The organism is Streptomyces rhizosphaerihabitans (genome assembly GCF_025399795.1).
GTDB lineage: Bacteria > Actinomycetota > Actinomycetes > Streptomycetales > Streptomycetaceae > Streptomyces > Streptomyces rhizosphaerihabitans.
The window spans coordinates 1-17992 of record NZ_JAODTZ010000070.1 but is presented as its reverse complement, the minus strand read 5'-3'; the positions used below and the strand labels follow the sequence as shown (position 1 = coordinate 17992).

19 protein-coding genes and 2 pseudogenes are annotated in these 17992 nt (G+C 68.2%); 12 read left to right on the top strand and 9 right to left on the bottom strand.

Going from position 1 to position 17992, the window contains the following annotated elements; all coding sequences use genetic code 11:
* Nucleotides 1–225: 225 nt before the first annotated feature.
* The 4 genes from N4G66_RS40435 (at nt 226) to N4G66_RS40420 (ending at nt 3221) form a co-directional block, all read left to right on the top strand.
* Nucleotides 226–903, top strand: coding sequence for a CatB-related O-acetyltransferase (locus N4G66_RS40435; protein ID WP_261709299.1), 678 nt, complete (start codon nt 226–228; stop codon nt 901–903).
* Complete coding sequence (locus N4G66_RS40430) at nt 900–1826, top strand: virginiamycin B lyase family protein (RefSeq protein ID WP_261709298.1); 927 nt, start codon at nt 900–902, stop codon at nt 1824–1826. The genes N4G66_RS40435 and N4G66_RS40430 overlap by 4 nt, the downstream gene beginning before the upstream one ends.
* Nucleotides 1823–2170, top strand: coding sequence for a YciI family protein (locus N4G66_RS40425; RefSeq protein WP_261709297.1), 348 nt, complete (start codon nt 1823–1825; stop codon nt 2168–2170). The genes N4G66_RS40430 and N4G66_RS40425 overlap by 4 nt, the downstream gene beginning before the upstream one ends.
* A 115-nt stretch (nt 2171–2285) precedes the next feature.
* Nucleotides 2286–3221: a GNAT family N-acetyltransferase gene (locus tag N4G66_RS40420; RefSeq protein ID WP_261709315.1), complete on the top strand. Its 936-nt coding sequence runs from the start codon at nt 2286–2288 to the stop codon at nt 3219–3221.
* 71 nt (nt 3222–3292) lie between these two features.
* Here the strand turns inward: N4G66_RS40420 and N4G66_RS40415 are convergent, their stop codons facing one another.
* Together N4G66_RS40415 and N4G66_RS40410 are read right to left on the bottom strand one after the other, a co-directional pair.
* Nucleotides 3293–3796, bottom strand: a complete 504-nt coding sequence (locus N4G66_RS40415) for a hypothetical protein (RefSeq protein WP_261709296.1) — start codon at nt 3794–3796, stop codon at nt 3293–3295.
* On the bottom strand, nt 3780–4169 hold the full coding sequence (locus tag N4G66_RS40410; RefSeq protein WP_261709295.1) for a hypothetical protein: 390 nt from the start codon (nt 4167–4169) through the stop codon (nt 3780–3782). The genes N4G66_RS40415 and N4G66_RS40410 overlap by 17 nt, the downstream gene beginning before the upstream one ends.
* 1662 nt (nt 4170–5831) lie before the next feature.
* Here N4G66_RS40410 and N4G66_RS46120 point away from each other — a divergent pair.
* The 3 genes and pseudogenes from N4G66_RS46120 to N4G66_RS40395 form a co-directional block, all read left to right on the top strand.
* Nucleotides 5832–5903, top strand: a pseudogene (locus tag N4G66_RS46120) (hypothetical protein); the annotation flags it as partial.
* A gap of 34 nt (nt 5904–5937) precedes the next feature.
* Entirely contained in the window at nt 5938–6336 is a 399-nt protein-coding gene (locus N4G66_RS40400; protein ID WP_261709319.1) for a hypothetical protein, read from the top strand.
* A 191-nt stretch (nt 6337–6527) separates the two neighbouring features.
* The gene (locus N4G66_RS40395) at nt 6528–8033 is read left to right on the top strand and encodes a GMC family oxidoreductase N-terminal domain-containing protein (protein ID WP_261709314.1); all 1506 of its coding nucleotides are present in this window, start codon (nt 6528–6530) and stop codon (nt 8031–8033) included.
* Between the two features lie 437 nt (nt 8034–8470).
* Here N4G66_RS40395 and N4G66_RS40390 read toward each other — a convergent pair whose 3' ends face one another.
* The gene (locus N4G66_RS40390) at nt 8471–9505 is read right to left on the bottom strand and encodes a helix-turn-helix domain-containing protein (protein ID WP_261709294.1); all 1035 of its coding nucleotides are present in this window, start codon (nt 9503–9505) and stop codon (nt 8471–8473) included.
* 107 nt (nt 9506–9612) lie between these two features.
* Here N4G66_RS40390 and N4G66_RS40385 point away from each other — a divergent pair, with 107 nt between their 5' ends.
* Nucleotides 9613–10083: a transposase gene (locus tag N4G66_RS40385; RefSeq protein ID WP_261709293.1), complete on the top strand. Its 471-nt coding sequence runs from the start codon at nt 9613–9615 to the stop codon at nt 10081–10083.
* A gap of 168 nt (nt 10084–10251) precedes the next feature.
* Here N4G66_RS40385 and N4G66_RS40380 read toward each other — a convergent pair whose 3' ends face one another.
* Nucleotides 10252–10512 carry an aromatic-ring-hydroxylating dioxygenase subunit beta gene (locus N4G66_RS40380; RefSeq protein ID WP_261709313.1) on the bottom strand — a complete coding sequence of 87 codons (261 nt, stop codon included), beginning with the start codon at nt 10510–10512 and terminating at the stop codon, nt 10252–10254.
* A gap of 615 nt (nt 10513–11127) precedes the next feature.
* Nucleotides 11128–12138, bottom strand: a complete 1011-nt coding sequence (locus tag N4G66_RS40375) for an NADP-dependent oxidoreductase (RefSeq protein ID WP_261709292.1) — start codon at nt 12136–12138, stop codon at nt 11128–11130.
* 111 nt (nt 12139–12249) lie between these two features.
* On the opposite strand from N4G66_RS40375, the gene N4G66_RS40370 reads away from it, so the two are divergent.
* Both N4G66_RS40370 and N4G66_RS40365 read left to right on the top strand, forming a co-directional pair.
* Nucleotides 12250–12843, top strand: a complete 594-nt coding sequence (locus tag N4G66_RS40370) for a TetR/AcrR family transcriptional regulator (RefSeq protein ID WP_261709291.1) — start codon at nt 12250–12252, stop codon at nt 12841–12843.
* 319 nt (nt 12844–13162) lie between these two features.
* Complete coding sequence (locus N4G66_RS40365; protein ID WP_261709290.1) at nt 13163–13366, top strand: hypothetical protein; 204 nt, start codon at nt 13163–13165, stop codon at nt 13364–13366.
* Nucleotides 13367–13939: 573 nt separating this feature from the next.
* Here N4G66_RS40365 and N4G66_RS40360 read toward each other — a convergent pair.
* The 3 genes from N4G66_RS40360 to N4G66_RS40350 all read right to left on the bottom strand — a co-directional run bounded on the left by N4G66_RS40360 (nt 13940) and on the right by N4G66_RS40350 (nt 16401).
* Nucleotides 13940–14371: a hypothetical protein gene (locus N4G66_RS40360; RefSeq protein ID WP_261709289.1), complete on the bottom strand. Its 432-nt coding sequence runs from the start codon at nt 14369–14371 to the stop codon at nt 13940–13942.
* Nucleotides 14372–14413: 42 nt separating this feature from the next.
* Nucleotides 14414–15184 (bottom strand): transposase, encoded by a 771-nt coding sequence (locus tag N4G66_RS40355; RefSeq protein WP_391858967.1) that lies wholly within the window; start codon nt 15182–15184, stop codon nt 14414–14416.
* Between the two features lie 54 nt (nt 15185–15238).
* A protein-coding gene (locus N4G66_RS40350) for an IS3 family transposase (RefSeq protein ID WP_261709287.1) occupies nt 15239–16401 on the bottom strand; the annotation gives its coding sequence in 2 pieces (ribosomal slippage) (nt 15239–16114 and nt 16117–16401; 1161 coding nt in all).
* Between the two features lie 70 nt (nt 16402–16471).
* On the opposite strand from N4G66_RS40350, the pseudogene N4G66_RS40345 reads away from it, so the two are divergent.
* Together N4G66_RS40345 and N4G66_RS40340 are read left to right on the top strand one after the other, a co-directional pair.
* Nucleotides 16472–16891, top strand: a pseudogene (locus N4G66_RS40345) (transposase); the annotation flags it as partial.
* A gap of 67 nt (nt 16892–16958) precedes the next feature.
* Nucleotides 16959–17549, top strand: a complete 591-nt coding sequence (locus N4G66_RS40340) for a cation transporter (RefSeq protein ID WP_261709286.1) — start codon at nt 16959–16961, stop codon at nt 17547–17549.
* 95 nt (nt 17550–17644) lie between these two features.
* On the opposite strand, the gene N4G66_RS40335 is transcribed toward N4G66_RS40340, so the two are convergent.
* Nucleotides 17645–17992: transposase (locus tag N4G66_RS40335; RefSeq protein WP_261709285.1), on the bottom strand; the 348-nt coding region annotated here is incomplete at its 5' end.

The window sequence follows — 17992 nt, the reverse complement described above, 5'->3', positions numbered from 1 at the left end:
AAGATCGGCCGTTGTTCCCAGGCTGCTCGCTCGGCATGCTGGGTGCCGAGCCGGTCAGCCGCCCCCCACAGGTGACAGCATGAACCGGCACGAGACAGCTGGATCGGCTCGCTCGATCCAGCCGACGGCCCGCAAAACCCGGACCGCGCGGAAGTCGCGTACCTCACCGGTCCTGGGCCTCACGCCCCGGCCGCCGCGCACGAACCCCCACGGAGCGATTCCCACGTGCCATCCGACCCGAGCGCTGCCCGGACACCTGACCCGGCCACACTCCACCCGCTGCCTGCCCACGAACGGGTCGTCTTCCTCAAGCCACTGGTCGCCGGAACCAACGTCGTGGCAGGTGACTTCACCTACTACGACGACCCCGACGGCGCGACCGACTTCGTGCAGCGCAATGTGCTCTACGCCTACGGTCCGGAACGGCTGATCATCGGCAAGTACTGCGCGATCGCCACGGGCACTCGATTTCTGATGGCGGGCGCAGACCACCCGTCGATGGGGGTGTCCACCTTCCCCTTCACCGTGTTTGGTGGGGAGTGGGCCGAGCAGACCCTCGACATCGTCACCGGCATGCCCAGCCGCGGGGACACGATGGTCGGCAACGACGTGTGGTTCGGATACGGAGCCACCGTGATGCCGGGAGTACGGATCGGCGACGGTGCCGTGATCGCAGCCGGCGCGATGGTCACCGCCGACGTGCCGCCGTACACCATCGTGGGCGGGAACCCGGCCAGAACGATCAGACAGCGCTTCGACGACAGCGACATCGAACAGCTCGTGCGCGCCGCCTGGTGGGACTGGCCCGTCGAGCTGGTGACCGCGCACGCGCGCACCATCATGACCGGTTCCCCGCAGGACATCGAACGCATCGCCGCCGCCGAAGGTCTGGAGCAGCAGTGACGACGCGGACCGTCGAAGAGTACGCGGTGTCCGGTCGCGACAGCGGCCCGTACGCGATCACCACCGGACCGGACGGCGCGCTGTGGTTCACCATGGTGCACAGCGGCCAGATCGGCCGACTCGTCCCAGGACAGAAGCCGACCAGCCATCAGCTCGCCCCGGACAGCGGTCCGACGGTCATCAGTAACGGGCCGGACGGCGCCCTGTGGTTCACCCAGTACCGGGCGCACCGGATCGGCAGGATCACGACGGCCGGCCACACGACGGAGTTCGCGCTGCCGACCGCGCAGTGCGGTCCCTTCGGTATCGCCGCGGGCCCGGACGGCGCGCTGTGGTTCACCGAGACCGCCGCCGACCGCATCGGCCGCCTCACCACTGACGGATCGGTCACGGAGTACCCGCTGCCGTGCACCGGCGCGTTCCCCTCCGCGATCGCCGCGGACGGGGACGCCATGTGGTTCACGATGAACCAGGCCAACGCCATCGGCCGCATCGGCATGGACGGCCGTATCACGGTCCACGAGCTGCCCACCGCAGCGGCCGCGCCGGTGGGTGTCGCCGTAGGCCCGGACGGCGGAGTCTGGTTCACCGAGATCGCGGCCGGCCAGATCGGTCGCAGAGCGCCCGACGGCCGGATCACCGAGTACCCGCTGCCCGACCGCTCGGCCCGGCCGCACGCCGTCACCACCGACGCCGACGGCACCGCATGGTTCACCGAGTGGGGCGGCAACCGCGTCGGCTCGATCACCTCCGACGGCATAGTCACCGTCCACGACCTGCCCACCCCGGCCTCCGAACCGCATGGCATCACGGTGGGCCCGGACGGCGCCCTATGGACGGCCCTGGAGACAGGCGCGCTGGCCCGCATCGGACCCACCACCAACATCACCACCAGGAACACCGAACAGGAGAATGCCTCATGAAATACGCCCTCGTGATCTTCGAGACGCACGCGTCACGCGCCCGGATCCAGGCCGACCGCGATGCCTACCGCAAGGCGTACGAGACGTGGATCGGCGAGCTCGCGGCAGCGGGCAAGCTGGCGGGCGGCGACGCCCTCGACACCGAGCACCAGGGCCCTGTCACCGTGCGCAAGACGGCGGACGGATCCGCAGCGGTGACCGAGGGGCCCGTGCACAGCGGGGAGGAGACTCTCGGAGGCTGGTTCGTGCTGGAGGTGGCCGACCACGCCGAGGCCATCGAGCTGGCCCGCGGCTTCCCCACCCCGGAGGCGCTCGAAATCCGCCCGGTCCTCGAATCGGCTTGATCGGCAGATGGCCCGCGCCGCCATCTGCCCGGACATCCGGCGCGCCTGACCGGCACCTCCTGCCGGGTCCCGAGCGCTGTACCCCTTCACAGGAGTCGACTTGACACCGACATCGGTGAGTTACCGGCCTCTGACCGGCCCCGAGGAGATCGAACTCTTCTGCCGGCTCTCCTACGTCCTGGACCACGAACTGACCGACGACTTCGCAAACGGATGCCGCCGCCCCGAGTGGACCTGGGTGGCCCTGGACGGCGACCGCCTCCTCGCCCGGCTCGCCTGGTGGACGACCCCAGGCGGTGACATCCCGCTGCAGTTCGACTTCTTCGACATCGACGACACGCTGCCCGAAGCCGACCGCGACGAGATCGGCCGGCGACTGTTCAAGACAGCGACGGCGGCCGTCTTCCCGGCGGGCGCCAAACTGCCGGAGTACGGTCGTTTCGTCCCGCCCGACTGGCGTGAGGACCCCGCAGCCCGCGAGGTGGTCGAGTCCCGCACGCGCCTGCTGGAGAGCACGGGCGCACGGCTGCTGGTCGAGCGGCTGCGGCTGCAATGGACCCCGTCGTCCCTGCTCCCGGAGTCCAAGGGGCGTCTCGTCTTCCGCCCGGTTGCCGACCGCGAGGACCTCCTCGCCCTGATGACCCCGGTCATGGAGGGCACCCTCGACGCCCACGGCCAGGCGGACCTGGCATCCGGACTGACCTCGCGCGAGGCGGCGGAACGGCACTACGACGGAGAGTTCGCCAGGTTCAAGAGCCCGCACGAATGGTGGCGCATCGCTGAACTGCCCGACGGCGGCGGCCCGGTGGGCTTCGTGATCCCGGCCCGCAATAGCTACCACCCGATCATCGCGTACATCGGCGTCCTGCCCGCCCACCGCGGCAACGGCTACATCGACGAGATCCTCGCCGAGGGCACCCTCATCCTGACCGCCGAGGGCGTCGACCGGATCAGGGCATCCACGGACCTCGGCAACGTCCCCATGGCAAAAGCCTTCGCCCGTGCCGGATACGCCAACTTCGAACGCTCCCTCAACCTGGTCTGGGACTGACCCCCTCTGCTGCGCCTCCGGATCTCTCCCCAAACGACCTTCGCCCCGCGCAGTTGACCTTCGCATGTGCCTCAGCTGCAGGAGCCGATGGTCTGGCTGCCGCCGGGAACGGTCGTAAGGCGGGCCACGGGCGGCGTATCGGGATTGGGCTGAGGGCTGCGCAGCCGGATGATCTCCTCTTGCTGGGCGGCGATGCGGGAAAGCGCAAGGGTCTTGAACGAGGTCAGCTCCTCGATCGTCGCGCTCCGGCGGGCGAGACGATCGCGGAGAGTGTTGCTCTCGGCCTTCAAGCGGGCGACCTGGGCGTCTCGGGGGTCAGGGAGTGTGCCCGCTTCCTGCAGCGCCTTCAGCCAGCGTACGAATTCTTCGGCGAGGTGCTGGTATGGGCCGTCCCTCACGGTGCCGTTGGGGTCCTTCTTCGGATAGAAGCCGGTGTGGTTGGCCCCCGCTTCCCCGGCCAGCGTCTTGAGATCGCAACGGCCTCCGGGCGGGAGTTCTCCGCAAAGGAGTCGGCCCATAGCTGCGCGGATTGGTTCCTCGTTGCGTTGGCGCTCGGCACTACTGATCTGGCCCATGGGCTTCTCCGTCATTTGTGACGTCAATCGCGGCGACGATGCGCTCGGCGCGTTCGGCTTCGGCCGTGAGTCGTGCTCGCTCGGTCTTCTGCCCGCGTCCGATCTTGCTGATGAAGGCTCGGCTGGTGGCGGCGGATGTCGCCCACACGACGCGGTGGCAGGAGTGGTGGGTAGCCTGCTGGCAGCGGGCCGAGTCGCACATCCCGACCAGTGGCCGGCTGCGGTCGGAGCTGCGGGCGGGCTTGAGGCACAGTGCTTTGCCGGGATCGAGGAACCAGCAGTAGTTCGCCAGCCCCAGGTGCGGGGCGCCGGCCCGGATGGCCAGCAGGCTGATCAGTTCCTGGTCGCTTCGTTTCACCGTCGGAGCCGTCACGTCCAGCTCCTCCAGCTGGCGCTCGACGCTGGCGAAGAACGCCAGCAGGTTTTGGACACCGGGCCCGGAGGGGCGACGGCCGGCCTGGTAGTCGCGGAATGCCTGCAGTGTCAGGGTCTGGTTGCGGGACTCTTCCTCCTTGCCGATCTCGGCCAGGAAGATGGCCTGTGCTCCGCCGGGACGGTTCGCATATCCCTCGGTGGTGGTGACAGACAGGTGCTTGAGCTGCAGCTTCGCCGCGAACAGGCCGCCGGGCGAGTTCGACGGCCAGAGTGCGGCGCAGGACGCGGGGTGTGATGGCGTCGTCGGGCAGGTGCGGCAGGCCCAGGCGCTGTCCCTCGTCGCTGTTGATCCACTCCCGCAGGTCCCGGTAGCGGCGGCATAGGTCGAGATGGGCGGGGAAGAGGTGTGCGGCGCCGGGGTCGGCGAGCTTGCGGGCGATGTCGGCGGCCTCGTATGCCTCGGGGACCACGACCCACTCGTCCCAACTCCCGCCGTGACCGCGGCTCTTGATGACCTTGCTCTTGAGGCGGTGCCGCACCCGGTCCGGGCTGTAGGAGCGGGGCGCGAGCTGGCAGTCGAGGGGGAGTTCGATCAGCTCGCTGGTCCGCATGCTGCTCAGCGCGGAAATTGTGAGGATGCAGGCGGTGCGGATGTGGCCGAGCAGCCGCGCCAGCCCGTCCTGTGCGATGGCCTGTTCGAGCAGGGGGCGCACGGCGGCTGTGCGCGGATCTCGCAGGAAGCCGGGGCCCGGCCGGAAGGGTTTTTCGCTGCGTGTACGCACGCCCCCTCAAAAGCAAGCACAGCGAAGCTGACCTGCAGCAGCGGATCCGCGCGGTCCCAGTCGTGGATGAGCTTGGAGCGCACCGCCCGTTCCTCCTCCTGCTCGAGCGGCAGTCCTGCGGTCAGGTGGGCGCGAATGGCTCGCTCGAACCGGGCCGTTGTGGCGGTGCGGACCGGTCCCGGCGGCTGTTGCGGCGGAGGGACGGTCGTCGGGTGCTTTTGCCAGCGCGGACGTCACGAGGGCCAGAAGGTCGTCGGGCATGCCGGCGGTGTCGGGCTCGCCGGATATGACGCGGTAGGCGACTGCGTCGGAGGCTCCGGTGCCAAAGGGCAGGCGTCCGGTCGGCCTCCTCCCACAGCCCCGCGACCTCTTCCCGGATCTCCTTCTCCCGGGCCTCCAACAGACCGAGCACCGACGGCACCAGCCACCTCCACCAGCGAAACGAACGGAGGAACCACGCCCATCTCTCCCGCCGACGAGCGGAGTTCATGCCCACCCGGCCAGAACCAAACGGTCACGTTCGGAAAGCGGATGACGTCTCAGTCGGCGAGATGAGCTGATCGCCTGCGTACGCGCCGCCGTGGTCGGTTCGGCAACGAGAGGCGCGACCCCTGATGATCAGGGATCTCGAAACCTTTGATCACGAACAGGCCGATCGCCTCGGGCCCTCGGACGAGGAGGCCGAGGCGGAGATGCGGCGCCTGCTTGGCATCGTTCCGATGGGGCGTCAGGTTTGGCCTTGTACTGCCGACGACTGGGCTTGCGGCGACGCTACGGGCGCCGCCCGTGCGGGGCTCCCTGCCGCGCTCTGTCACCAGTGAGCGTCTTGGTGGTCCACCTGCCGTCCTCGCTGCCGGCCCAGGTTGACGCGGCCGTCGGTGGGAAGGGGCCGTCACCTGTGGCAGGGCAAGAACTTGGTCGGCGCGTACGAGCAGCCTGCCGTCGTGCTGTGTGACGCCGCCTGTCTCGCCACCCTGCCCGCCCGTGAACGAACCGAAGCTTGTGCTCCAACGTTGTCTTATGGCGCTCAGGTTCCGAACGGACGTCGCGGTGGTTCAAGTGCGTGCTGTGTCGGTTTTCCTAAGCTTCGACGGCAGAGGGAACACCCAGGCTGTTCCTGGACGGATACACACCAAAGACGAGAAACTCGTGAACCAAGAGAATTCCGGCCGCGTGGCCGTCATCGCAGGTACCGGCGCCGACATGGACATCCCCGACGGGGTGATCGGCAGTGTGCGGATCGCAAGCCCGCCGGATCAAGGTGATCGTTTGCCATCGGGTCACCTCGGTGTCCGTCACCACCAGCAACGCCCACACCAGCAGGGGCGCGTGGCGGGCCTCCATCCGGACAGCCGTGTTCCACTGGAGCCCGCTCGCTGCTGATCAGCCGGTTCCACGCCTTCTGCGCGCCGAGCCCGGACGCGGCTGGGTGACCCACAGGGCTGACGCGAAGACAACCATCCTCACTTTTAGACCCCTTTAGTACATAAGCATAATCAGCTCCTTGATCGTCGAGGAGCTGATTTTCTGAAATCCGGTGGTCGGACAAGGCTGCCGTGGAAAGCGGAGACATGATGGGCAAGAGTCCTTATGACTATGTCGTGGTGGGAGCGGGGACAGCGGGATGCGTGATTGCCTCCCGGCTTTCGGAACGCCCCGGCGTGCGGGTGTTGCTGCTGGAGGCCGGAGCCCGGGACGCAACCGAGACGATGGCATCTCCTTGGGGTTTCCTGGGGTTTGACCCGTCATCCCTCTGGCTGGGCGCCTCGACCGTGCAGGCCGGTACAGGCAGGGCCGCTGACGTGCTGCGCGGCAAGGCGCTCGGCGGATCGTCGAGCATCAACGGCCTCTACCACCTGCGGGGGCACCGCTCCGGTTACGACGAATGGCCCGGCCTCGGTGCTCCAGGCTGGGGTTTCGACGATCTGCTGCCCTATTTCCGCCGCAGCGAGAGCACTCGCAGCCGTAATGCCTCCGTGCGGGGCACGGACGGGCCGGTCGCGGTCGCCCCGGTTCCGGAACCCCATCCCCTGGCCACGGCGGGCGTCGACGCCGCGGTGGAGGCCGGGTTCGCACGCGCCGATGACATCGGCAGCGGACTGGAGACCGGGTTCGGGTGGAGTGACATGAATCTGCCCGGCGGCGCCCGCCAGAGCGCGGCCGACGCCTACATCCGTCCGTTCCTCGACCGGCCGAACCTGGACGTCGTCACGGACGCGACCGTGCAGCGGCTGCGCACCACCGCGGGCCGCTGCACCGGCGTCGAGTACACCATCGGTGGGGAGCGCCTGTCCGTCGACAGCGCCGAGGTGGTACTGACCGCGGGAGCCATCGGTTCCGCACACCTCCTGATGCTGTCAGGGATCGGTCCGGCACAACACCTTGAGGAACACGGTATCGACGTCGTCGCCGACCTGCCGGGAGTGGGCTCGCATCTGCAGGACCATCCGATGGCGGGCGTGGTGTACGAGGCCATCCAGCCCGTACCGTTCGTTCCTGCCAACCCGCCGGCCGAAATGATGGGCCTCCTGTACAGCGACCCCGCCGCGGCCCGGCCGGACCTTCAGGTCTACATCGTCGCCGCACCGCTCCCGTCGGCATGGGGCCAGCCGCCGGCCAACGGCTACTCCGTCGCTTTCTCCGCGATGGCTCCGCACAGCAGCGGCACCGTGCGCCTGGCGGACGCCGATCCCGGCAGCGCTCCCGTCGTCGACCCCGGCTACCTGAGCGACGACCGTGACCTGGAGATCATGCGCAAGGGCCTGGCCCTGGCACGCCGCATCGGGGAGGCCGACGCGTTCGCCGACTGGCGCAAGCAGGAAGCGGTGCCGGGCTCCGGGACGAGCGGCGAATCCGTGGACGAGTTCATCCGCAAGGCCACCGGCCCCTACTTCCACTTCACCGGCACCTGCCGCATGGGAACCGACGCCGATGCCGTCGTCGATCCTGCGAACCTTCGCGTGCACGGAATAGCCGGACTGCGGGTCGCCGATGCCTCGGTGATGCCGTCCATCCCCTCGGCCAACACCAACGCGACCGTCTACGCCATCGCCGAACGGGCCACCGAACTGATCGACTGAGCCTTCTTCAGCGCCCACGGCGCTTCCACAACGCGCTCATCCCCGACGCCTGGATCGCCGGCAGCTGGCCGGAGTCTTCGACCAGCTGCCGGCATCCTGCTCGCCGAACTCAAGGCGGCCGGCGAGCTCGACGAGTCCAAGCCCTGTGTGGACGGCTGCCACATACGCGCGAAAGCGGGGGAGCTGACGCCGGTCCGTCGTCGGTCGGCAAGCGGAAGGCGGCCAGCAAACACCACCCAATGGTGAGTCACGGGGCGGTGGATCACCTCTCAGCTCGCCGGGAACCGCCGAGGTCCTGAAACGACCGAGGGCCCCGCGGGCAGCGCCGGCGAGGTCACCCAGACCCGCGCCCTCATCGACAACATCCCGCCGCGGTCAAATGCCCAGGCTGCCCACAGCGCCGCCCTGCCTCCGCTGAACTGCGGTCGTACCTTTGGTCACGCGCTTTCGGCCGGCCCGTGGCCCGGCGGGTGCCGGTTCGGCGAGAGCGAGGCTGCTCCGGTCGAGCGGGCGTACTCGGTGGGAGTCTGACCGTAGTGCTTCTTGAAGGTCCGGGTGAAGTGGCTGCTGTCCGCGAACTGCCAGTGTGCGGCGAGTTCTGAGATACTCAGGCGACCTGACGGCTCGGTGAGGGCGAGCCGGGCCTCTTGCAGTCGCCGGTGGCGGATGTAGGTGGCCACCTGCTCTCCCACCGCGGCGAATGCCCGGTGCAGCGTACGGACGGAGACGTTGAGTTCACGCGCAAGCATCGCAGGAGAAAGTTCGGGATCAGCGAGCCGGCGGTCCGCGAGGTCCTTAGCTGCCTGGGTGAGCGCGGGAGCCAGCCGGGGTTCTACGTCGTCGAACCGGCCCTTCGTCACCGCCTTGGCCAGCTCGATCAGGGCGGCGTGGGCGGCTTCCACACCGGCCGGGCCGAGGTCGGCCACAGTTATGTGGATCATGTCCGTGAGGGCCGTCAGCAGGCGTATCTCGGCCGAGTCCGCCGGCCCGGTGATGACCCGGTTCCCGAGCAGGGGTTTGAGCTCGCCGGGGGGCAGGACGAAGAACTTCGCCGTGAGGTGCGCCGACGTCTCGAAGGCCGACAGGCGACCGACGTGCCGGACGAGGAACTGCCCGGCCGATACGGTCTGCTCGCCGCAACCCGGCGGGCCGCCCAGAGTCCACGCGCCGCGCTGCACTACGTACATCGCCACCAGATCCTGATCGCCGCCCGGGACGTCCGCGGTCCGGGTTGCCGACGCGGCGTGAAGATCGGCGATCGCCGCGCCCTGCACCTTGGCCACGTGGCCCTTGACCCGGAAGTCACCGATCGTGTCCGTGCTGAAGGCTGGCAGTTGGAAGACATCGTCGCCGATCTGCGTCTCCCACCCGCGCCGGAAGGCGTCGAGTCCCCGCGGTGCGGCGCCAGGGGCGGTCGAGTCCACTGATAACACCCCGCGCGTGCCGTCGGCCTCCGCTCCAGTACTGTTCATCACTGTCCGATCCCTCACATTCATTGCTTCAACACGGTGCTCGTGTTCCGTACGGACGTCGCCGTGGTTCATGTGGGCGCTGTCCAATCTTCCTGCAGACGGCCCGCATGGCAGCGATCGAGGGGCACTGCAGGCCCGCACCGCCGGGGGCCGGGCACGGCCGCCGTGAGATCCGCCGTCTGAAGGTCTGCACCGTCCGTCCCGGCCTGCTCTTCCCGCACGCTGTCCAGGCCATGCAGATCAAGCGCCGCCGCACCCACCACAAGACCGGCAAGGTCGAGACGAAGACCGTCTACGCGATTACCAGTCTCCCGCCCGAACGGGCCAGCCCGGCACAACTCGCCGAACTCGCGCAGAACCACTGGTCGGTTGAGGCCTTGCACCACATCCGAGACGTCACCTACGACGAGGACGCCTCACGAATACGCACCGGCGCCACACCCCGCGCCATGGCCACCCTGCGCAACCTTGCCATCGGACTCATGCGCCAAGCAGGCTGGACCAACATCGCCGCCGCAGCCGATCACTACCGGTCACGCCCCCAGCACGTGGCCGCCATGCTCCGGCTCACAGCCTGAGAACGCATCGCCCCTGGGCCGGGTGGGGATCTTGACCTTGATCGAGCGGACCGCGTACCCGCAGTTCAAGCGGCTGGCCATCCCCATCGGGGTACCGCATAGCACTGGGATACACCCACCAGCGACATCACAGTTGCCCTGAACCGATACCTCAGTAGTCGCTGAGCTTCACGTGGCGTTGTCCAGACCGACGAACACCTTCGTTATACGCCACTCGCCTTCGGCATGCTGCAGAGTGAACGTGTAGAAGCCCGTCGCGATCACGGTCGCGCTCCCGCCCGCGTTCGGCGTCAGCATCAGGTAGGCCCACACCACTGCCGTGCCGGCGTCCGCACGGCGGAAGACCATGTTGATCAGGTTGTGCCTTCGCTGATCGGTTTGCGCTTCCGTTGCATCTCGCACCAGGTCGAGAATCGCCGTGTGTCCGATGAAGGGGCCCTGCTCGACCTCACCGGCGATGTTGGCCGTCCAGGTGGCGTCTTCGGCCAGACGCTCGCCAACGTCACCAGATCTCCGTGATCCAGGGCGAAGGCGTAGCGTGCCAGCGTCTGCTGGACGGCGAGCCGCTCTGCAGGGTCGAGCTTCATCTCTCCCGCCGGCGTTGTGTTGAGGTGGCTGCTTCCCCAGCTGAAAGCCGCAGTTGTCGTCATGTCAAGCCTCGTTCGTGCTCGGTTGTCGGGTGAAAGATCGGGCGCGCACAGCGACAGCGACCATCTGGTGTGCGCCGGGAGAGCGGAGGACGTGACATGAGCGATGCGCCGCCTTGCGACCGACCGCTCCACCGTCAGGGCGCCGGACCGCTGCCGCCGGCGACGGTGATGTGCCGGCCAGCGATGTCGCCCTTCCGCCGGCATCAGGAATGCGACCGTCTCGGCGATCTCCTGCGGCGAACCGAGCCGACCCGTGCGGTCGGCTCGGTTCGCCGTTGCGAGCATCGTGGCCGCGTGGTCGCCAGGACGAGCCCCAAGTTCTCCGCGTCGGCGTCTCGATGACCGCCGGTGCCCCGCGGACGGGCGCCGGACGCGTCAGTGAAACGGCTCGTTCCTAAGCGACCGTGAGCACAATCTTGCCCTGGATGTGCCCTCGGGCGGCGCGTTCGTGCGCGGCTCGGGCATCCGCGAGCGCAAACGTGCTGTCGATCGCGACGTGGATTGTACTCGCGTCGAGCAGGCGCCCCAGTTCAGCGAGTTGTGCGCCGTTCGAGCGGACCTGGGCGCTCGAGACCGTGACGCCCAGCTTTGCGGTCTCTTCTTCGTCGAAGTCCCCGGGAAGTACGGGGAACTGGACGCCGCCGCGCTTAAGCGTGCGCAGGAAGCGTTTGCTGTCCGGGCCGCCGACGGTGTCGAGCACGAGGTCGACGTCGTGCACGAGTTCCTCGGGACGACTCTTGGTGTAGTCGATGAACTGGTCGGCGCCGAGTTCGCTCAGGAACGATTCATGCGTGCCCGATGCCACCGCGATGACACGTGCACCCTTCCATTTCGCCAGCTGTAGCGCGAAGTGCCCCACGCCGCCCGCTGCGCCGTTGATGAGCACCGTAGTGTCGGCGTCGAGTGCCGTCGGGTGATGCCGTGCCTCCTGGAAGGGCGAGGGGTGATCGTGTCCGACCTCGATCAGGAACTGCCACGCCGTCAGCCCGGCCATGGGCGCCCCGGCGGCGTGCACGTGGTCGATGCCGGCCGGCTTGTGTGCGAGGTCCGAGACAGGTGCGGCCACGTACTCGGCGTAAGCGCTGCCGTTGAAGCTGGGAAAACGCAGAAGACCGAAGACTTCATCACCTACGGCGAGGCCGTCCACGTCCGCGGCGACGGCCTCGACGACGCCCGACATGTCCGTCCCCGGAATCACCGGCAGGCTGACCGTCGATTCGGTCTCCCCGGGCATCCTGGTCAGCCCGCCGCGCAGGTACCAGTCCGGAGGATTGATGCCGACCGCGTGAACGCGAACGAGCACTTCGCCCGGCCCCGGCTCGGGAATCGGCACCTCGTCGTAACGCAGAACCTCAGGGCCGCCGTGCTCATGGAGCCGGACCGCCCTCATCGTGTGTGTCGGCATCGTCTTCTCCTGCCCGCGCTGCGAGATAGACTTATTCGGATCAGCGATCCACATAAACGGACCACTGGTGCGAATATATGGATCACTGATCCGGATAGTCAAGGGGGACAGATGCGGGCCGACGCCAGGAAGAACCGCGACCACCTGCTCGCAGTAGCGGGCACCGCTGTCACTGAGCAAGGCGTCGACGTGTCACTGCGCGACATCGCGCGCAGGGCCGATGTCGGGCTCGCGACGCTGCTGCGGCACTTCCCGACACGCGAGGCGCTGCTCGATGCCCTGCTCCGCACGAGCTTCGACGAGCTGGCGGCACAGGCAGCCGAGCTCGAAACGTTGAGCTCACCCGAAGATGCTCTCGTTTCGTGGCTACGCGACTGCGTCGCGTGGACAACCGAGTATCGGGGCGTGACCGTGCTGATGGCAGCCGCCATCGAAGACACCGAATCCGCACTCCACGCTTCGTGCGTCACCCTGCGCGCTGCCGGTGCGCGGCTCCTCACCCGTGCCCAGGCCGCAGGCATGGCGCGGAGCGATATCGATGGTGCCGATTTGTTTGCGCTGGTGGCCATGCTCGCTTGGCTCGGCGATCAACACTCGCTCGCGCCACGCGCCGACCACCTCTTCGAGGTTGTCGCGAGCGCGATTCTGACGAGCGCAGGGAGCAGCGACGCTGAGGAGGAACGCCGCCCTTGGGCCCGTAGCTGAAATCGTCGCGCACGCGGACCAGCGAACTCGGCCGCGCGCTCGGCAGGAGCGGTTCGACGCCGAGTTCGCCAAGCCGGTCAAGGGCACCGGCATCGAGCCGCGCGCGACGGCTGGACACTGCAACCGGATCCGCCACAGTACCCTGACATACGACGCCGAGGGCGGCACCTCCCCCCCGATGCTGCTGGCCCGCTCCCCGTCACGCCTCCGTCCACTTCCTGGAGCGGTACGCACGCCCCAGTGTCGACGCGGTCGCCCGGCACGTCGCCGAACGCGACCCCGCCGCCCGACGGATACGCTAACGCCTCAAGATCAACAAATGGCGGCTTCTGGGCTCACCTCGGCGACACCCCCGTACACGCCCGAAGAGCTGTTCGCGTCTACCGCGCCGTACTACGCCGCCCACCGGCCCCGCCACGCGCCCGAGTTCTACACCCTGCTCGGCGACCACTGCGGCCTCGACGGCATCCAGCGGGTGCTCGCCCTCGGCGCCGGCCCCGGCATCATCGCCACCCACCCCTGACGACACGCGCGTTGCTGCCTGGCCGACGACCTCGTCATGCGGCCAGGCCGCAGTGCAGTCTTGAGACACTCTCAGGCTGGAACAGGTTGACAGACCGCATAACGGCTTCGGATACCCAGGCGCACCAGGCGGGCTGGTCGGCGTCGGCGTCGTTGAGGTGGTGCTCGGCTGCGGTGAGGGCTCGGAGCACGGCGCCTTGTTCACTTCGGTCGCCTCGTACGGCGAGGGTGCGGGCGAGGCGCAGCTGGAGCAGGCAGCGGGCGGCGGGATTCTGAACGCGGGTCAGGGCGTAGTTGAGGATGTTGGCTGCGGTGGTGTGATCGCGGCGCCAGGCAGCTGGTAAGCGAGGTCGCCCAAAAGGCCGGCGCCCATGTCGTGGTCTCCTGAGGCGTGGGCGTTGTGCAGGCCTGTGACCCAGCTCTGGCTCGCGTGGGTGTGGCGGCGGAGGTCGAAGGCGTGCCAGGCGACGGTCTGGGAGAGGGCGGCCGCCAGGGTGTGCAGGCGCAGCCCGAGGACGGGCGTGTAGCGGCCGTTTCGAGGCTCTGTCCGCAGTTCCGTGATCCTGCTTGATCGTCAAAGTCCGGGCGGAGGAACGGGCCAGGGGTTTCCATCTGGTGAGCTGTTTGCCGGTCGTCCGGCCACCACGTAGTCGTGATATTCGTCCTGGACCAGGCCAGCGTTGACCCACCTTCCGCGTGCCGCTCCGGTGATGTCTTCGGCGGTTGCGAGGGCGGCAAGCGGTTCGTCGTGAGTCGCGACAAGGCGGCCGAACTCCTCTTCCTCATCGTCGGTGCAAAGAGGAGGGAACTCGACCACGTCAACGAAGGTCTCGTGACCGACGTCTTCCAGGGTGTGCAGGTAGATCTCGTAGCGGATCTTGGCCGGTCTGAGCTCGATGTAGCGGATGCCGGGACGCTCGGGTGAGCCGGCAGGGCCGAGGAACTGCTCGATTGGTCGGCCCCGTCTCAGGGCCCCAAGGGCAAAGGACTCCGTCAGATAGCGCACGTGAGAAGCGTAGAGGGCCTGCGGGGACCGTCGGCATGATGCTCATGGCTGGGTGAGGATGCGGGTCCGGAGGAGTTCGAAGGATGCCCGGCCATACATGGCTCGCTTGAGTGTTTTCACCCGGTTCACGTGCCCCTCGACAACCCCAGAACTCCATTCCAGGGTGAGGCCGGCGGTGACGGCGTCGAGGCCCTGGCGGAGGAAGCCGGCGAAGCCCTGCATAGGTTTCGGGGCGTCCTGTTCGGCCTGGCGGATCCACTCCAGCAGTAGGTACCCGCGCCGGTGACGGACGAGATCGGCGAACGCACGGGCGAGGTCGCAGGCCCGCGTGATGTCCGGACAGGCGAGCCGGACCTCCAGCAGCCTGCGGTCCTGACTGTCGGTGAGGGTCTCGCGGGGACGCATGATCCAGGAGGTGATCTTCCGCGGGCTGGGCATGTCGGCCCGGACCGGTTCGGCGGTGCCCGCCCGCAGAGCGGCGAGGTGCTTGCGGACCACCTGACGGCTGCCGCGGTAGCCGCGTTCGTGGATCTCCTGGAACAGGCGGGTGCCGCTGACCTGGCCCTGTGTCTCGGTGAAGCGGGCGTTGACGTATGCCTTGAACGGCTCCAGGACGCCGTTGGGGCGGCGGTCGCGGGCGGAGGCCAGCAGTTCATCGAGGTCGGTGTCGCGGAAGCGGCGTACGGTCTTGCGGTCGAGGTTGAGGCGGCGGCCGATGGCGCTGGTTGTCCAGGCCTTCTCCACCAGCCGGTGGATGTCCTCGTAGCGGTGACGGGTCCGTTCGATGATCTGGGTGCGGGGCAGTTCCGGCACCGGCAGTTGCATCGGGACCGGTGGGTCTGATGCAGGTTCGGGTGACAGGTTCGGTCACGCGGCCTGGAGGGCCGGTGTGGTCATGACTGTTTCGTATTCGACGGGGGTCAGTCGACCGAGTGAGGCTTGTCTGCGGCGGCGGTGGTAGGTCCGCTCGATCCAGGTCACGATCGCGATCCGCAGTTCCTCGCGGGTGGCCCACTTCCGTCGGTCGAGGACATTCTTCTGCAGCAGGCTGAAGAAGGACTCCATGGCCGCGTTGTCCCCGGCTGCCCCGACTCTCCCTATCGATCCGGCCATCCGGTGGCGGTCGAGCGCCCGGACGAACTTCCGTGACCGGAACTGCGATCCGCGATCGCTGTGCAGAATGCAGTCGGCGACGTGTCCACGCCGGGCAACAGCGTTGTCCAGGGCTGTGACGGCCAGACGGGACTTCATCCGCGAGTCGATGGAATAGCCCACGATCCGCTTGCTGAAGACGTCCTTGACCGCGCAGAGATACAACTTCCCTTTTTTCGTGGCGTGTTCGGTGATGTCGGTGAGCCACAGCCGGTTCGGTCTGTCGGCGGTGAAGTCCCGGCGGACGAGGTCGTCGTGCACCGGCGGTCCGGCCTTCTTGCCCCTGCCGCGCTTCTTGCCGAACACGCTCCACCAGCGGTTGTCCCGGCAGATCCGCCACGCGGTCCGGTCGGTCATGCCGGCTCCCATGCTGCGGGCTTCGTCGGCCAGGAAGCGGTAGCCGAACTCCGGGTCCTCGCGGTGGGCGTCGAACAACGCGTTCGCGTGAGCGGCCTGCTCGAACTCGGCATCGGTCACCGGCCGCTCCAGCCAGCGGTAGTAGGGCTGGCGGGCGAGCTTGAGGACCCGGCACGTGACCGTGACGGGAACCCCGCCCGTGGCCAGCTCCTTCACGAGCGGGTAGATCCTTTTCCCGGCAGATGTGCCTGGGACAGGTAGGCCGCGGCCCGGCGCAGGACCTCGTTCTCCTGCTCCAGCAGCTTGATCCGCCGGCGTGCTTCCCGTAGCTCCGCGCTCTCCTGGCTGGTCGTTCCGGGCTTTGTCCCGTCGTCGATGTCCGCCCGGCGCATCCACTTCCACAGCGTCATCGCGTGCACTCCGAAGTCGGCGGCCACCTGCTCGACCGTCACGCCCGGGCCGCGGTTCCTCGAGACCCGCACGACATCCTCGCGGAACTCTTCCGGATAAGGCTTGGGCACAGCGACATCCTTCCCACCCGCCCCACAGGGCAAGCCAGACCAGATGTCACCCGATCGTGCGGCAGACCCTCTGATCTGCGACAACAGGGGTCTAGTGCTCCTGGTGATGGTCACCGCGGCGAATGTGACCGACCGTGACGCGGCGAAGGAACTGCTGTTCCGCGTCGCGCTCATCCACCCCGAGATCGTCATCGTCTGGGCCGACTCCGTCTATGCCGGGAAGCTCGTGACCTGGGCCAAGACCTACCTCGACATCACCATCAAAACCGTCCGCCGCCCGCGGGACGCGAAGGGCTTCGTCGTCCTTCCCCGCCGCTGGGTGGTCGAGCGAAGTTGGTCGTGGATCATGCGGGCCCGCCGGCACTGCCGCGACCACGAACGCCTCCCCGAGATGAGCGAATCGTTGATCACCTGGGCGGCCATCACCTTGATGACGAGGCGCCTCACCAGCCGCACGGCCCGCCCGGCCGAACGACGCGACACCGCCCCGTACTACCTGGCACAGGCAGCCTGACCGCAACGCACCAGCGTGGTGAGGGGCCGGGGAGAATCAGGGCATGACCACTGCCCGAGAGATCTCCCGCGCTTCCCTGCTCCGCAGAGGCTTCGTTCTGGAGTACACCACGCTCGTCTGGAACGTCATCGGCATCGTGGTCCTGGCCGTCGCTGCGGTCTCCGCCCGGTCGGTGGCGCTGGCCGGCTTCGGCCTGGACTCTCTGATCGAGATCGGCGCCTCGACGGTGGTGATCTGGGAGTTGTCGGGCACCGGCGAGGACCGGCAGCGCAGGGCCATGCGGCTGATCGGCTGGGCGTTCGCGGCGCTGGCCCTCTACTTGCTGGTGCAGTCGACCTGGGCCCTGGCCGCGGGCTTCCACGCCCACCACAGCCCGGCCGGGATCGCCTGGACCGCGGTCACCGCTGCGGTCATGTTCGCCCTGGCGGCGGGCAAGTCCCGCACCGGCGCGGCGCTGGACAACCCGGTCCTGAAGACCGAGGGCCGCGTCACCTTCATCGACGGCCTGCTGGCCACCGCCGTCCTGCTCGGCCTGGTGCTGAACGTTTGGGGCCTTTGGTGGGCCGATCCGCTGGCCGGATACGTGATCGTCTACTACGGCATCAAGGAAGCACGAGCCGCCCTGGCCCACTGACTCAGCGACCCGCTGGACCACACTCCGCAACCCATCGGCCCCCGGCTTCGCCGGGGCCGATCTTGAGGTTCAGACACAGGCACTTAAAAGTCATCTCATTTGGTGAGTCGGCGGTAGCAGATGAGGGTGCAGGCGATGGCGGCGAAGGCGAGGAAGTGTTCGGCTTTGTGTTCATAGCGGCGGTGGAGTCGGCGGCAGCCGGCGAGCCGGGCCACGGACCGCTCCACGACCCAGCGGTGGCGGCCCAGGCGGGTGGAGGACTCAATGCCTCGTCGGGCCAGGCGGTGCGTGATACCTCGACCCCGGAGCCATTGCCGCAGGTGACGGTAGTCGTACCCCTTGTCGCCGTGCAGCTTGCCGGGTTTACGGCGGCGCGGACCGCGTCGTGAGCGGATCGGTGGAATATCCCGCACGAGCGGCTCCAGGCCCTGGCTGTCGTGCAT

Coding starts and splice junctions, on each gene's coding strand:
- N4G66_RS40425 (WP_261709297.1), top strand. CDS start 1,823: ATGAAATACGCCCTCGTGATCTTCGAGACGCACGCGTCACGCGCCCGG.
- N4G66_RS40415 (WP_261709296.1), bottom strand. CDS start 3,796: ATGGGCCAGATCAGTAGTGCCGAGCGCCAACGCAACGAGGAACCAATC.
- N4G66_RS40395 (WP_261709314.1), top strand. CDS start 6,528: ATGGGCAAGAGTCCTTATGACTATGTCGTGGTGGGAGCGGGGACAGCG.
- N4G66_RS40390 (WP_261709294.1), bottom strand. CDS start 9,505: ATGAACAGTACTGGAGCGGAGGCCGACGGCACGCGCGGGGTGTTATCA.
- N4G66_RS40385 (WP_261709293.1), top strand. CDS start 9,613: ATGGCAGCGATCGAGGGGCACTGCAGGCCCGCACCGCCGGGGGCCGGG.
- N4G66_RS40375 (WP_261709292.1), bottom strand. CDS start 12,138: ATGCCGACACACACGATGAGGGCGGTCCGGCTCCATGAGCACGGCGGC.
- N4G66_RS40370 (WP_261709291.1), top strand. CDS start 12,250: ATGCGGGCCGACGCCAGGAAGAACCGCGACCACCTGCTCGCAGTAGCG.
- N4G66_RS40365 (WP_261709290.1), top strand. CDS start 13,163: ATGGCGGCTTCTGGGCTCACCTCGGCGACACCCCCGTACACGCCCGAA.
- N4G66_RS40340 (WP_261709286.1), top strand. CDS start 16,959: ATGACCACTGCCCGAGAGATCTCCCGCGCTTCCCTGCTCCGCAGAGGC.